The sequence below is a fragment of the Paracoccus sp. PARArs4 genome, from assembly GCF_947311865.1.
Taxonomy (GTDB): domain Bacteria; phylum Pseudomonadota; class Alphaproteobacteria; order Rhodobacterales; family Rhodobacteraceae; genus Paracoccus; species Paracoccus zeaxanthinifaciens.
Map to the genome: position 1 here is coordinate 223,837 of NZ_CAMZMW010000002.1, position 13,612 is coordinate 237,448.

Genomic DNA, 13,612 nt, shown 5'->3' on the forward strand with positions numbered 1-13,612 from the left:
GATGAGGTGGCGCTTGATCGAGATGCGGGACGTCGGTTTCGGCTATCAGGGCCAGGCCGAGCTATTGTCGGACATGAACCTGAGCCTTCAGGCGGGGATGTTCCATTTCCTGACCGGGCCGTCGGGGGCGGGCAAGACCACGCTGCTGCGGCTGTGCTATGGCGACCTGATGCCCAGTTCGGGCCGGATGAGCCTGTTCGGAGAGGAGCCGCGTTCGCTGGACCGCGACGCGGTGGCCGATCTGCGCCGCCGGGTGGGGGTCGTCCACCAGGACCCGCAGTTCCTGGACCACCTGCCCGTGGCCGAGAACATCGCCCTGCCGCTGACCATCGCGGGCGAGCCGGTCGACCTGCAGGCGATGCGCGACCTTCTGGGCTGGGTGCAGCTGCAGAACCACGCCCGCGCGCTGCCGCCATCGCTGTCGGGTGGCGAAAGACAGCGCGCCGCCTTGGCCCGCGCCGTGATATTGTCGCCCGATGTCGTCCTTGCGGACGAACCCACGGGCAACCTGGACTGGGAGATGTCGATGCGGCTGATGCAGCTGCTGATCGAGCTGAACAAATCGGGCAAGACCGTGCTGGTCGCGACCCATGACCTGAACCTGATCCGCGCCACCAAGGCGCAGGTGACGGCGCGCGTGCTGCGCATCTCGGGCGGGACGCTGCATCTGGCGGGGGCCGACCTGTGATGGGCAACGACCGCAGAACGCTGAACCCGATCGCCCTGTGGCGCGGCCTGTTCGGATCCGAGGTGAATGGCGGCGACCGCATCGTGCCGCCGACCGGCTTCACCGCGCAGCTGACGCTGTTCTCGGCCGGGGCGATGGCCTTCCTGGCCGTCTTCGCGCTGGCGCTGGCGATGGCGACGGGGCGGCTGGCCGAACGCTGGTCCTCGGACCTTGCAGGCGCCGTCACGGTGCGCGTCAGCGCGCCCGCCGGCGAACAGGAGGCCCGTGTCCAGTCCGCGCTGCAGATCCTGCGCACCACGCCCGGCGTCGGCCAGCCGCGCCAGCTGCCCCCCGAGGAACTGGCCGCCCTGCTGGAGCCGTGGTTCGGCCCCGACATGCCGGTCGATGCGCTGCCCATGCCCGCGCTGATCGACCTGCCGGTCGAAAGCGCGGATTTCGACCCCGAGGGCCTGCGCCTGCGCCTCGAGGCCGAGGCGCCGGGTTCGGTGCTGGACGATCATACCGAATGGCGGCGGCCGCTGATCTCGGCGGCGAAGCGCCTGAAATTCCTGGGGATCGTGTCGCTGATCCTGATCGCGGCGGCATCGGCCGCGATGATCACGCTGGCCGCCAAGGCCGCGCTGGCCGCGAACGGGCAGGTGATCCGCGTGCTGCGCCTGATCGGCGCGCGCGACCTGACCATCGCCACGGCCTTCGTGCGCCGCTTCACCCGACGCGCGGCGGCAGGGGCCTCGGTCGGCACCGCGGCGGGGATGCTGGGCATCGCGATCTTGCCATCGGCTGAACAGGCGGGCGGGTTCCTGACAGGCCTCGGGTTCCAGGGCCTGGGCTGGCTGGTGCCGCTGACCATCCCGCTGATCGCCGCGGCGGTCGGCTTCTTCGCCACCCGTTGGGCCGCGCTGAAGATGCTGGAGGCCGTGAGATGAGCGATTACCGCCCCGGCCCGCTGACCCCGCTGCAATACCTGCGCAACGTCACCTTCTACGTGCATGCGGCCATCGCCACCCTGCTGATCGGGCTGTTCGGGCTGGTCAGCCTGCGCGACGGACGGCGCGGAGCGAACCGCGTCGGCGATCGCTGGATCGCGCATCTGGCATGGGCCGCCCGCATCCATCTGGGCCTGCGCTGCGAGGTGCGGGGCACGCCCCCCACGCGCGACATCATCGTCGCCGCAAAGCACCAGTGCTTCTGGGACATCCTGATGATCGCGCAGGCGGTCCCTCGCCGCGCCTTCATCATGAAGCGCGAGGTGATGCGCGTCCCGGTCGTCGGCTGGTTCGCCTGGAAGGTCGGCTGCATCCCCATCGACCGCCGCAAGGGGCGGGACGCGATGGCCGCGATCTCGTCGCAGATCAACCAGCGGCTGGCGGGCGACGGGCTGGGTCAGCTGATCATCTATCCCGAAGGGACGCGGACGCTGCCGGGCGAACGCCGCCCCTACAAGCACGGCGTCTCGACCATCCGCGCCAGCACGGGGCTGTCGGTCGCGCCGGTCGCGGTGAACACGGGACTGTTCTGGCCGCGCAAGGGCTGGGGCATCCGCCCCGGCACCGCCATCATCGAGTTCCTGCCCGAAATCGGCCCCGAGGCCCCGCGCGAAGGCTTCCTTCCGCGGCTCGAGGCCGAGATCGAGACCGCCTCGGACCGACTGATGGCCGAGGCGGGGTTCACGCCGATCGCCGATCAGCGCAGTTCATAGTAGCGCGGCACGTGCGGGGCCTCGGGCGGCAGCCCGATGTCGCGCCGCATATGCGGGCTGAGGTGATAGGGATCGGGCGGCCTCGGCCGCCTTTTCCGTGGCATCAGCAGCGCGCGCAGCATGGCCCATGCGACGGCGCTTGCGCCGTGGCGAAGGATCAGGCGGTGCATGGCGGGCATCAGCGGCCCGTGGCCGGGGTGCATCTCTGCGATCATGGTCTTTTCTCCTGGCGATGAAGGGATTCCCCCCTTGGCATCGCGTTCCGGTCTTTGGATGTGGAAATGCAGCGCATGCGGCATCGGCCCCGGCAAAAAGGGTCATGCGGTCATGTCATCTGCGGTAATTGCCCGTGGGGCGGCGTTCAGCGTCGGTTCGACGTCCGGACGGTGGCCCCTTGTCGGAGTTGCTGTGCGGTATGGTTCATCCAGCCCCTCCTTCGTTCACGACATTTCGGGCAGGGCGGAGCGTTGCCGCGTTCCGCCCGTCGCGCAAACGAAAAAGCGCCACTAGCGGTGCTTGCAGGCCCGCTGTGGCGCTTTGGTCACGTTTTCGCGAAGCTCGCTCAGCCCAGGCCGACCGAGCCCATCTTCAGGAACTTCTCGCGGCGGTCCTTGACCAGTTCCTCGGGGGACTTGCCCGACAGGTCGTCCAGCATGGCCGCGATCTCGGTGCCGACGGCGGCGATCGCGTCTGCGGGGGCGCGCTGCGCACCGCCCATCGGTTCGCCGATGATGCGGTCGATGATGGCCAGCTTCTTCAGGTCCTGCGCGGTCAGGCGCAGCGCCTCGGCGGCCTCGCGCATGCGTTCGGCGTCCTTCCACAGGATCGAGGCGCAGCCCTCGGGCGAGATGACCGAGTAGATCGAATGTTCCAGCATCGCGATGCGGTTGGCGGTCGCGAAGGCCACGGCCCCGCCCGATCCGCCTTCGCCGATCACGACCGAGACCAGCGGCACGCCGACCTGCAGGCATTTCTCGGTCGAGCGGGCGATGGCCTCGGACTGGCCGCGTTCCTCGGCGCCCTTGCCGGGATAGGCGCCGGGCGTGTCGACCAGCGTGATGACCGGCAGGTTGAAGCGATGGGCCATGTCCATCAGGCGGATCGCCTTGCGATAGCCTTCGGGCCGGGCCATGCCGAAATTGTGGACCAGGCGCGACTTGGTGTCGTTGCCCTTCTCGTGGCCGATGACCACGCATGGCTTGTCCTGGAACCGCGCAAGGCCGCCCATGACGGCATGGTCGTCGCCGAAGGCACGGTCGCCCGCAAGCGGCGTGTATTCGGTGAACAGCGCGTCGATATAGTCGCGGCAATGCGGGCGGTTCGGGTGACGCGCCACCTGCGCCTTACGCCAGGGCGTCAGGCTGGAATACAGTTCCTTGAGAAGGTCGCGCGACTTCTTGTCCAGCGCGGCCGCCTCTTTCTCGACATCGACGGCGCCTTCGCCCTTGCGGCCCATGGCCCGCAGTTCCTCGGCCTTGCCCTCGATGTCGGCAAGCGGCTTTTCGAAATCAAGATAGACCATCAGGTGACGCCTTTGGGTTCTGTTTCGCTGGCTGTATAAGCAAGGCCCGTGCCGGTTGCAACGCGGGCCGCCTATTGCAGGTCCGCGAAGGCATGTTGCAGGCGGGCCACCGCCTCGGTGACGCGGGCGCGGGGCGTGGCGATGTTGAAGCGCAGGAACTGCGCGCCGCCCGTGCCGAAGGTCGCGCCGTGATTGGCCGCGATGCGTGCGCCGTCCTGCACGCGCGCGGTGAATTCGGCAGGCGCCATCCCCGTCCCCGAGAAATCGACCCAGGACAGGTAGGTCGCCTGCAGCGGCATGGAGCGCAGCCCGGGGATCGCGGCGATACCCTCGTCGAAGATGCGGCGGTTGCCGTCCAGGTATTCGACCAGCGCATCGACCCATGCGGCGCCTTCGGGCGAATAGGCGGCGGCGACCATATCCATGCCCAGCATCCCCGCCGAGACGCCGCGCGCGGCAAGCGCCCCCTGGAACCGCGCCCGCAGCCCCGCATCCGCGATGATCGCGTTGCCGATATGCGCACCCGCGATGTTGAAGGTCTTGGTCGCGGCGGTCAGCGTGACCAGCCGGTCGGCGATCTGGGGGGCGACGGTCGCGATCATTCGGTGCGGCCCGCAGCCGGGCATCACCAGGTCGCAATGGATGTCGTCGGACACCAGGATCAGGTCGTGACGGCGGCAGAACTCGGCCACCTCGGTCAGCTCGTCCGCGGTCCAGATGCGGCCGCCGGGATTGTGCGGCGAGCACAGGATCATCAGCCGCTCGTTGCCGGTCAGCATCTCCTCCCATGCGGGCCAGTCGAAGCCGTAGACCCCGTCGCGCTGCGCCAGCGGCAGTTCGACCAGCTTGCGGCCCGATGCGTTCACGACGCGCCCGAAGGCGTGATAGACCGGCGACATCACGATTACCCCGTCGCCCGGTGCGGTGAAGGCGTCCAGCGCCATCGCGACGCCGTTGACCAGCCCCGCGCAGGTCAGGATCCAGGACGGCTCGATCGTCCAGCCGTGGCGTTCGGCCATCCACCAGCAGATCGCGTCCAGATAGGGCCGGTTTGCCCCCGGATAGCCGTAGACCCCGTGCGCCGCCGCCCGTTCGACCGCCTTCTGCACTGCGTGGGGCGGGCGGAAGTCCATGTCCGCGACCCACATCGCCAGCCCGTCGTCGGGGGACACGCCATAGGCGGCCTCCATGTCGTCCCACTTGCTGCAGCGGGTGCCGGTGCGGTCGATGATCTCGTCGAAATCGGGCTGGTGCATCTGTCCCCCAGGGGTCTGGCTGTGTTTCAGGGCCTTGGTCCCTTGCATACGCCGGATGTTGCCTATGGTGAAGGCTTGGCTTATTTCGCGGGAATGAGCCTGAAACCGATCCTGATCCATCCCGATCCCCGCCTCAAGAAGGTGGCCGAACCCGTCGCGCGCATCACCCCCGAGGTCGAGACGCTGGCCGCCGACATGCTTGCGACCATGTACGACGCGCCGGGCATCGGGCTGGCCGGTCCGCAGATCGGCGTGAACAGCCGCATCTTCGTCATGGACGCCACCCGCGACCCCGAGGCCGAGCCCGCGCCCCTGGTGCTGATCAACCCCGAGATCACCTGGTCCTCGGATGACCGCAACGTCTACGAGGAAGGCTGCCTGTCGATCCCCGACCAGTATGCCGAGGTGACGCGCCCCTCCGAGGTCAAGATGCGCTGGCTGGGCCTGGACGGCGCGATGCACGAACGGGAATTCGACGGGCTTTGGGCGACCTGCGCCCAGCACGAGCTGGACCACCTGGACGGCGTGCTGTTCATCGACCACCTCTCTGCGATGAAGCGCCAGATGATCACCCGCAAGATGGTCAAGCTGAAGCGCGAGAGGGCGCGTGGCTGACGGGCTGGCAGGTCGGGACGGGGCAACCCGTCCGGTCCTGCCGGGGCTGGCCTCGGGCCAGCCGCGCCAGCTGCTGCTGGCACCCGATGCCCGCCTTCTGCAACGCTGCGAACCCGCGGGGGTGCTGGATGCCGGCGCGATCGTCGGGATCGTCGCGGACCTGATCGCCACCTTGCGGCTGGCACGGGGCAGGGGCATCGCCGCGCCCCAGATCGGCGCCATGAACCGCATCTTCGTGATCGAGGGCGACCCCCCCGTCATCTGCATCGATCCCGAGATCCTCTGGCGGTCCGAGCGCACCGAAAGCCGCATCGAGACCTGCCTGTCGCGTCCGGACCGCTCCTGCCATGTCGACCGCCCCGTCGAGATCCGGCTTGGCTGCTACGATCTGGACGGACGTTACCACGACGCGCTGCTGGACGGGCCCGACGCCCGCATCGCGCAGCACCTGGCCGATCACCTCGACGGCCGCATGATACCGGAGTCCTGAATGCCTGCCCGCCCCTTCATCCCCTATGGCGATCCGCGCCTGCACCGCCCCGCCGACCCGGTGGACCAGGTGACCGAGACCGTCCGCATGATCTGGGACGACATGATCGCCACGATGGATGCCATGCCCGGCGTGGGCCTTGCCGCGCCCCAGATCGGCATCACGATGCGCCTGGCCGTGGTCGATGCCTCGGACAAGCGCGGCCAGGCCGTCCCCATGGCCAATCCCGAGATCCTGCACGAAAGCGTGCAGCTGCGCGCCCATGACGAGGCCAGCCCGAACCTGCCCGGCGTCTTCGCCCGGATCGAGCGACCGCGCGCGGTCACGGTCCGCTTCCTGAATGCCGACGGCCAGACCGAGGAACGCGATTTCGTCGGCCTTTGGGCGACCAGCGTGCAGCACCAGATCGACCATCTGAACGGCAAGATGTATGTCGATCACCTGTCGCCTTTGCGCCGCAAGATGCTGGTCCAGAAATCCGCCAAGCTGTCGCGCCGCTGACCCGCAAACGCATCGAAGGGAAACCGCCATGCGCGTGATCTTCATGGGAACGCCCGAATTCTCTGTCCCGGCGCTGCGCGCAATCGCAGCCGAACACGAGGTCGTGGCGGTCTATACCCAGCCGCCGCGCGCGGCGGGGCGTGGCCAGAAGGCGCGGCCCTCGCCCGTCCATCTTGCGGCGCAGGATCTGGGCCTGCCGGTGCGCCACCCTGAAAGGCTGCGTGATCCGGCCGACCAGCAGGACTTCGCGGATCTCGGTGCCGATGTGGCGGTAGTCGTGGCCTATGGCCTGATCCTGCCGCAGCCGGTGCTGGACGCGCCGCGCCTGGGCTGCGTGAACATCCACGCCTCGATCCTGCCGCGCTGGCGCGGGGCCGCGCCGATCCACCGCGCGATCATGGCGGGGGATGCGGAGACCGGCATTGCGATCATGCAGATGGAGGCGGGTCTGGACACGGGTCCGGTGCTCGACCTGGAAACGACGCCCATCGGCGTGTCCGAGACGACCTCGGACCTGCACGACCGGCTGGCGGGGATCGGCGCGTCGCTGATCCTGCGCACGCTCTCGACGCTGCCCAAGGACGCAACGCCCCAGCCGCAGGCGGGCGTGACCTATGCCGCCAAGATCGACAAGGCCGAGGCCCGCATCGACTGGACCCGCCCCGCATCCGAGGTGGACCGCCAGATCCGCGGCCTGTCACCCTTTCCGGGCGCCTGGTGCATGATGGGCGAGGAACGGCTGAAGCTCCTCCGCTCGACCGTGGTCGAGGGGCAGGGGGAACCGGGCCAGCTGATCGAGGGGCTGACCGTCGCCTGCGGCACGGGGGCCATCCGCATCCTCCAGGCGCAACCGGCGGGCAAGCGCCCGATGGCAGCCGAGGATCTTCTGCGCGGCTGGAAGCTGCCCGACCGCCTGACCTAGGGCCGCAGGACACTGCAAGCGGCGGGTCGGGCCGGGTTCACCCCGGCCTTCGGTCCGGGTCGCGGGGGGGCATCGCCCCCCCCGGCCGGGCCGAAACCGTCGCGGGACGCAACAAGACGCACATCCCGCGACATCACGCGATCAGATCGCGCCGTGGCAGTGCTTGAACTTCTGGCCCGAACCGCAGGGGCACAGGTCGTTCCGCGACGGGTTTCCCCAGGTCGAGGGGTCGTTCTCGTCGAAGCCCGGCAGGCGTGCGGGGTTCTCCTCGGCCGCGGCGTCGCTGTCGCCCGGATGCTCGGCGGTCAGGTCGGATTGCGCCGCCTTCTGCTGATCCGCCATCTGGCGCATCATCTCCTCGCGCTCGGTCTCGGTCAGGGGCCGGATCTGTGCAAGCCGCTGCGTCACGTCGAAGCGCAGCCCGTCCAGCAGCGATTCGAACAGCTGGAACGCCTCGGTCTTGTATTCCGACAGCGGATCGCGCTGCGCATAGCCGCGGAAGCCCACGACCGAACGCAGGTGATCCAGCGTCAGCAGATGCTCGCGCCATTTCTGGTCGATCATCTGCAGCAGGACCTGCTTCTCGATCATGGCCATGTTCTCGGGGCCGAAACCTTGGGTCTTCTCGGCCATGTAGGTGTCGGTCGCATCCACGATGCGCTCGCGCATGGCTTCCTGGTCCACGCCCTCTTCGGCGGCCCACTCGGCCAGCGGCAGGTTCATGTTCAGCCGCTCGCGGATGGCGGTGCCCAGCCCCTCGACATCCCACTGGTCGGCATAGCTGCGCGCGGGCATGAAATCCTCGACCAGGTCGTCGATGACCTGGTGGCGCATGTCGGCGGTGATCTCGCCCACCTCCTCGCTGTCCATGATCTCGCGGCGCTGGCTGAAAATCGCCTTGCGCTGGTCGTTCATCACGTCGTCGAATTTCAGCAGCTGCTTGCGGATGTCGAAGTTGCGACCCTCGACCTTGGCCTGCGCGCGTTCCAGCGACTTGTTCACCCAAGGGTGCACGATCGCCTCGCCATCCTTCATGCCAAGCGTCGAGAGGACCTTGTCCAGACGCTCGGACCCGAAGATGCGCATCAGGTCGTCGTCCAGCGACAGGAAGAACAGCGAGCGGCCCGGATCCCCCTGACGGCCCGAACGGCCGCGCAGCTGGTTGTCGATGCGGCGGCTCTCGTGGCGCTCGGTGCCCAGGACGAACAGGCCGCCGGCTTCCAGCACCTTCGCCTTCTCGTCCGCATGCTCGGCCTCGATGCGGGCGCGCAGCTCGTCGGGATTGGCCTCGGGATCGGCCTTGAGGGCCTCCATGACCTTCATCTCGACATTGCCGCCCAGCTGGATGTCGGTGCCGCGACCGGCCATGTTGGTGGCGATAGTCACCGCACCGATCTTGCCGGCATCGGCGACGATCTGGGCCTCGGCCTCGTGCTGGCGGGCGTTCAGGACGTTGTGGGGGACGCCGTCGCGGGTCAGCAGCTGGGACAGCATCTCGGATTTCTCGATGCTGGTGGTGCCGACCAGGGTGGGCTGGCCCTTGGCGTGGGCCTCCTTGATCGCCTCGATCACGGCGGCGTATTTTTCCTGCGCGGTGCGATAGACGCGGTCGTGTTCGTCAAGACGCGCGATGCCGCGGTTCGTCGGAACCTCGACCACGCCCAGCTTGTAGATCTCGGCGAATTCCTCGGCCTCGGTCGAGGCCGTGCCGGTCATGCCGCCCAGCTTCTCGTAGAGACGGAAGTAGTTCTGGAAGGTCACGCTGGCCAGCGTCACGTTCTCGGGCTGGATCTCGACGCCTTCCTTGGCCTCGATCGCCTGGTGCAGGCCGTCCGACAGGCGGCGGCCCTTCATCATGCGGCCGGTGAACTCGTCGATCAGCGCGACCTCTCCGTCGCGGATCATGTAGTGCTGGTCCTTGAGGAACAGCTTGTGCGCGCGCAGGGCCTGGCTGGCATGATGGACGATGGTGGTCGATTCGGGATCGTACAGCGTCTGGCCTTCCGGCAGGACGCCATCGGCCTGCAGGCGTTGTTCCAGGAACTCGTTGCCTTCCTCGGTGAAGGTCGCGTTCCGGGCCTTCTCGTCCAGCTTGTAATGTTCCTCGGTCAGAAGGGGTACGTACTGGTCCAGCACGCGGTACAGCTCGGACCGGTCCTGCGACGGGCCGCTGATGATCAGCGGCGTGCGGGCCTCGTCGATCAGGATGCTGTCGACCTCGTCGACGATGGCATAGTGGTGGCCGCGCTGGACCATTTCCGCGACGCTGCCCTTCATGTTGTCGCGCAGGTAGTCGAAGCCCAGCTCGTTGTTGGTCGCATAGGTCACGTCGGCGGCATAGGCCTGCCGCTTCTCGTCCTCGGGCTGGAAGGGGACGACGACGCCGCAGGTCAGGCCCAGCTGGGCATAGACCTTGGACATCCATTCCGCATCGCGCTTGGCCAGATAGTCGTTGACCGTGACGACATGCACGCCCTTGCCGGTCAGCGCGTTCAGATAGGCCGGGAAGGTCGCGACCAGGGTCTTGCCCTCGCCGGTCTTCATCTCGGCGATGTTGCCCTCGTGCAGGAAGATGCCGCCCATCAGCTGCACGTCGAAGGCCCGCAGGCCAAGGGCCCGGCGGGCCCCTTCGCGGCAGTTGGCGAAGGCTTCGGGCAGGATGGCATCGAGGCTCTCGCCCTTGGCGACGCGGTCCTGGAACTCGCGGGTCTTCTCGACCAGGCCGTCGTCGGACAGTGCTGCGAACTGCTCCTCCAGGGCGTTGATGCGGGCGACCATCGTGCGGGTCGATTTCACCTTGCGGTCGTTGGGCGTGCCAAAGACCTTCTTCGCCAGAGTTCCGAGCATGTTACCTTCACAATCACATAGTTGGGAAAGGTGCGTCAGCAGCGGGCCACTTGCCCGCACCGGTCGCATTGCCGTATCAGGGCCCTGAACGAACGCGGCGGCGGCGCCTTCCACGGAGTTGCTTCGGGATGTAGGCCCGCCCTGCCTGACTGTCAATGTTGGCGCCAATGCCCGTGACGGGCACGGTGCCGTGATCTGAAGGGATTTCCCGATGTTTCGACCGACTCTGAAGGCCGCATTCGTGGCGCTGCCGCTGATGGCCGCTGCCGCGCAGGCGCAGGATGCCGATACCGTGGTCGCGACCGTGGACGGGCAGGACATCACCCTGGGCCAGATGATCGTGATGCGCCAGTCGGTGCAGGATCCGGCCATGGCCGGCATGCCCGCCGAGGCGCTGTGGGACACGCTGCTGGACCAGCTGGTCCGCCAGGCCGCCGTCGCCGGCGCCGCCGAGGACACGCCCATGCTGCGCGCCCAGCAGGAACTGCAGGCCCGCAACACCGCCGCCACCGCCTTCGTGGGCCAGATGGCCGAGGCCGAGCCCTCGGACGAGGAGCTGCAGGCGGCCTATGACAAGCTGTTCGCCGAAGCCGAGGCCGTGAAGGAATACAACGCCGCCCATATCCTGGTCGAGACCGAGGAGGAGGCGAAGGACCTCAAGGCGCAGCTGGACGACGGCGCGGAGTTCGGCGACCTGGCCGAACAGCACTCGACCGGCCCGTCCGGTCCGAACCGTGGCGATCTGGGCTGGTTCGCCGCCGACCAGATGGTCCCCCCCTTCGCCGAGGCCGTCGCCGCGATGGAGCCGGGCGCGATCTCGGATCCGGTGCAGACCGATTTCGGCTGGCACGTCATCAAGCTGAACGAGACCCGCATGCAGGAAGCGCCCACCTTGGACGAGGTCCGGGGCGAACTGGCGCAGATGGTCCGCCGCGAGAAGGTCGAGGCCGAGATCGAGCGCATCGCGGGCGAGGCGGAGGTCACGAAGACCGAGGACCTGGACCCCGCGCTGCTGCAGGACGACAGCCTGCTGGAGACCGAGTGATGGGCAAGGCCGGGCTTCCCGTCTCGCCCCTTGCACCCGCGTCCTTCCCCGATCTTCCGGTGATCGAGGGCGTGGAATTCGCCAGCGGCGCCGCGGGCGTGAAATACCAGGGCCGCACCGATGTCACGCTGATCCGCGTGGCACCGGGCAGCACGGTGGCGGGGGCGTTCACGCGTTCCTCGACCCGCGCGGCCTGCGTGCTGGACAACCAGGCCAAGCTGGCACAGGGGGGCGACGCGCCCGAAGGTGCCGCGATCATCATCAATTCCGGCAACGCCAACGCCTTCACGGGCGCGCGCGGGCAGGAATCGGTCGATGCCGTGACGGGGGCCGTCGCATCGGCCCTGTCGCTGCCCGCATCGCGGGTCTTCTCGTCCTCGACCGGGGTGATCGGGGAGCCGCTGCCCCATGACCGCATCGTCGCGGCGATCGGCGGCCTTGCAGGCGCGCTGGACCCCGCAGGCGCGGCCGAGGCCGCGCGCGCGATCATGACGACCGACACCTTCCCCAAGGGCGCATCCGCGACCGTCGCGGGCGAGGGCGGAGAGATCCGCATCGCAGGCATCGCCAAGGGGTCGGGGATGATCGCGCCGGACATGGCGACGATGCTGGTCTATGTCTTCACCGACGCGGCCATCCCGGCGGACCTGCTGCAGCAGGCGCTGAGCGGCGGGCTGAACGGCAGCTTCAACGCGATCACCGTGGACAGCGACACCTCGACCTCGGACGCGCTGATCCTGGCGGCGACCGGCCGGTCCACTGCGGCACCGATCACCTCGTTGCAGGACGGCGTGGGTGCGGCCTTCGTGACCGCGCTGCACGGCGTGATGCGCGAGCTGGCGCATCTGGTCGTGCGTGACGGCGAAGGCGCCACCAAGTTCGTCGAGATCGCCGTGACCGGCGCCGACAGCGATGCCGATGCACGCCTGGTCGCCATGTCGATCGCCAACTCGCCGCTGGTCAAGACCGCCATCGCGGGCGAGGATGCGAACTGGGGCCGCATCGTGGCCGCGGTGGGCAAGTCCGGCGCGAATGCCGACCGCGACCGCCTGTCCATCGCCTTTGGCGACATGGTCGTCGCCCGCGACGGCTGGCGCGATCCCGATTACGACGAGGCCGAGGCCAGCGCCTACATGAAGAACCAGGACCTGCGCATCGCAGTGGATCTGGGGCTGGGGCAGGGCGCGCAGACCGTGTGGACCTGCGATCTGACCCACGGCTATATCGACATCAACGCGGATTACCGGTCGTGAAGACGGTCCTGGTATCCGCCGTTGCGCTGATCGACCCCGAGGGGCGCGTGCTGCTGGCACAGCGCCCCGAGGGCAAGTCCATGGCCGGCCTGTGGGAGTTCCCCGGCGGCAAGGTCGAACCCAGCGAGACCCCCGAGGCCGCCCTGATCCGCGAACTGCACGAGGAACTGGGCATCGAGACTTGGGAAAGCTGCCTCGCGCCGCTGACCTTCGCCAGCCACAGCTACGAATCGTTCCACCTGCTGATGCCGGTCTTCGCCTGCCGCAAGTGGCAGGGAATCGTGCAACCGCGCGAGGGACAGCGTCTGGCCTGGTCTTATGCCCGCGATTTGCGCAATTACGACATGCCCGCGGCGGATATCCCGCTGATCCCGGCCCTGCAGATGTGGCTCTAGGGCCACGGTTCCCGATTTTCCCTTGCAATAATGCCTGCCACGCGATCTATTGAGCGCGTTCCGTATGCTTTTTTAACCATTTCATGACTACCTTTGGATTGGGCGCAAAGGAGGCTTGACATGATCCGCACCATTTCCGTCGGAAGCTACATTTCCGTTCAGGGCCTTTTCGAGGGCTCGACCGCAGATGGCAACATCGTGGTCCGCGTCGGCAACCGCACCTACGAGGGCAAGCCGGTCGCACGCTGAATTCCCGCGCGCCGGTCTTGGGAGGGACCGGCCCGACATCCGGGAGGAGGGGGAAGGGGCAGTCTTCGGACTGCCCCTTTTTCTTTTGCCCGCAGGCAGCAGATCCGGAAGGCGAAAAGGGGCGGCCAGA

General features: G+C 68.1%; 15 protein-coding genes. 11 read left to right on the forward strand and 4 right to left on the reverse strand.

All coding sequences use genetic code 11. The annotated features are described in order from the left end of the window. The first annotated feature begins 13 nt into the window (after positions 1 to 13). The 3 genes from QMZ16_RS02605 to QMZ16_RS02615 are packed head-to-tail and all read left to right on the forward strand — an operon-like array spanning position 14 to position 2,387. Positions 14 to 688 (forward strand): ATP-binding cassette domain-containing protein, encoded by a 675-nt coding sequence (locus QMZ16_RS02605; RefSeq protein WP_282602050.1) that lies wholly within the window; start codon positions 14 to 16, stop codon positions 686 to 688. Further along, positions 685 to 1,614: a cell division protein FtsX gene (locus QMZ16_RS02610; RefSeq protein ID WP_282602005.1), complete on the forward strand. Its 930-nt coding sequence runs from the start codon at positions 685 to 687 to the stop codon at positions 1,612 to 1,614. Before QMZ16_RS02605 ends, QMZ16_RS02610 begins: the two co-directional genes overlap by 4 nt. Further along, positions 1,611 to 2,387 carry a 1-acyl-sn-glycerol-3-phosphate acyltransferase gene (locus tag QMZ16_RS02615; protein WP_282602006.1) on the forward strand — a complete coding sequence of 259 codons (777 nt, stop codon included), beginning with the start codon at positions 1,611 to 1,613 and terminating at the stop codon, positions 2,385 to 2,387. Before QMZ16_RS02610 ends, QMZ16_RS02615 begins: the two co-directional genes overlap by 4 nt. On the opposite strand, the gene QMZ16_RS02620 is transcribed toward QMZ16_RS02615, so the two are convergent. From QMZ16_RS02620 to QMZ16_RS02630, 3 genes are all read right to left on the reverse strand, one after another. Continuing rightward, positions 2,372 to 2,602, reverse strand: a complete 231-nt coding sequence (locus QMZ16_RS02620; RefSeq protein ID WP_282602007.1) for a hypothetical protein — start codon at positions 2,600 to 2,602, stop codon at positions 2,372 to 2,374. The genes QMZ16_RS02615 and QMZ16_RS02620 overlap by 16 nt on opposite strands. A gap of 347 nt (positions 2,603 to 2,949) precedes the next feature. Next, complete coding sequence (locus tag QMZ16_RS02625; RefSeq protein ID WP_282602008.1) at positions 2,950 to 3,909, reverse strand: acetyl-CoA carboxylase carboxyltransferase subunit alpha; 960 nt, start codon at positions 3,907 to 3,909, stop codon at positions 2,950 to 2,952. Positions 3,910 to 3,980: 71 nt separating this feature from the next. Continuing rightward, positions 3,981 to 5,165: a MalY/PatB family protein gene (locus QMZ16_RS02630; RefSeq protein ID WP_282602009.1), complete on the reverse strand. Its 1,185-nt coding sequence runs from the start codon at positions 5,163 to 5,165 to the stop codon at positions 3,981 to 3,983. 93 nt (positions 5,166 to 5,258) lie between these two features. Between QMZ16_RS02630 and def (QMZ16_RS02635) the strand changes: the two genes are divergently transcribed. From def (QMZ16_RS02635) to fmt, 4 genes are read left to right on the forward strand one after another with little or no spacing between them, the layout of a single operon-like run. Beyond that, complete coding sequence (gene def, locus QMZ16_RS02635) at positions 5,259 to 5,780, forward strand: peptide deformylase (RefSeq protein ID WP_022705822.1); 522 nt, start codon at positions 5,259 to 5,261, stop codon at positions 5,778 to 5,780. Continuing rightward, on the forward strand, positions 5,773 to 6,270 hold the full coding sequence (locus tag QMZ16_RS02640; RefSeq protein WP_282602010.1) for a peptide deformylase: 498 nt from the start codon (positions 5,773 to 5,775) through the stop codon (positions 6,268 to 6,270). Before def (QMZ16_RS02635) ends, QMZ16_RS02640 begins: the two co-directional genes overlap by 8 nt. Continuing rightward, positions 6,271 to 6,771, forward strand: a complete 501-nt coding sequence (def, locus tag QMZ16_RS02645; RefSeq protein ID WP_282602011.1) for a peptide deformylase — start codon at positions 6,271 to 6,273, stop codon at positions 6,769 to 6,771. A 28-nt stretch (positions 6,772 to 6,799) separates the two neighbouring features. Further along, entirely contained in the window at positions 6,800 to 7,693 is an 894-nt protein-coding gene (gene fmt / locus QMZ16_RS02650; RefSeq protein WP_282602012.1) for a methionyl-tRNA formyltransferase, read from the forward strand. Positions 7,694 to 7,834: 141 nt separating this feature from the next. Here the strand turns inward: fmt and secA are convergent, their stop codons facing one another. After that, on the reverse strand, positions 7,835 to 10,540 hold the full coding sequence (gene secA / locus QMZ16_RS02655) for a preprotein translocase subunit SecA (protein WP_282602013.1): 2,706 nt from the start codon (positions 10,538 to 10,540) through the stop codon (positions 7,835 to 7,837). Between the two features lie 211 nt (positions 10,541 to 10,751). Between secA and QMZ16_RS02660 the strand changes: the two genes are divergently transcribed. From QMZ16_RS02660 to QMZ16_RS02675, 4 genes are all read left to right on the forward strand, one after another. Next, a complete protein-coding gene (locus QMZ16_RS02660) occupies positions 10,752 to 11,585 on the forward strand; it encodes a peptidylprolyl isomerase (protein ID WP_282602014.1) in 834 nt (277 codons plus the stop codon). Further along, positions 11,585 to 12,838, forward strand: a complete 1,254-nt coding sequence (argJ, locus tag QMZ16_RS02665) for a bifunctional glutamate N-acetyltransferase/amino-acid acetyltransferase ArgJ (protein ID WP_282602051.1) — start codon at positions 11,585 to 11,587, stop codon at positions 12,836 to 12,838. The genes QMZ16_RS02660 and argJ overlap by 1 nt, the downstream gene beginning before the upstream one ends. Then, positions 12,835 to 13,233 (forward strand): (deoxy)nucleoside triphosphate pyrophosphohydrolase, encoded by a 399-nt coding sequence (locus tag QMZ16_RS02670; protein ID WP_282602015.1) that lies wholly within the window; start codon positions 12,835 to 12,837, stop codon positions 13,231 to 13,233. The genes argJ and QMZ16_RS02670 overlap by 4 nt, the downstream gene beginning before the upstream one ends. A 120-nt stretch (positions 13,234 to 13,353) precedes the next feature. Beyond that, complete coding sequence (locus tag QMZ16_RS02675) at positions 13,354 to 13,482, forward strand: hypothetical protein (protein WP_022705814.1); 129 nt, start codon at positions 13,354 to 13,356, stop codon at positions 13,480 to 13,482. Positions 13,483 to 13,612 lie beyond the last annotated feature (130 nt).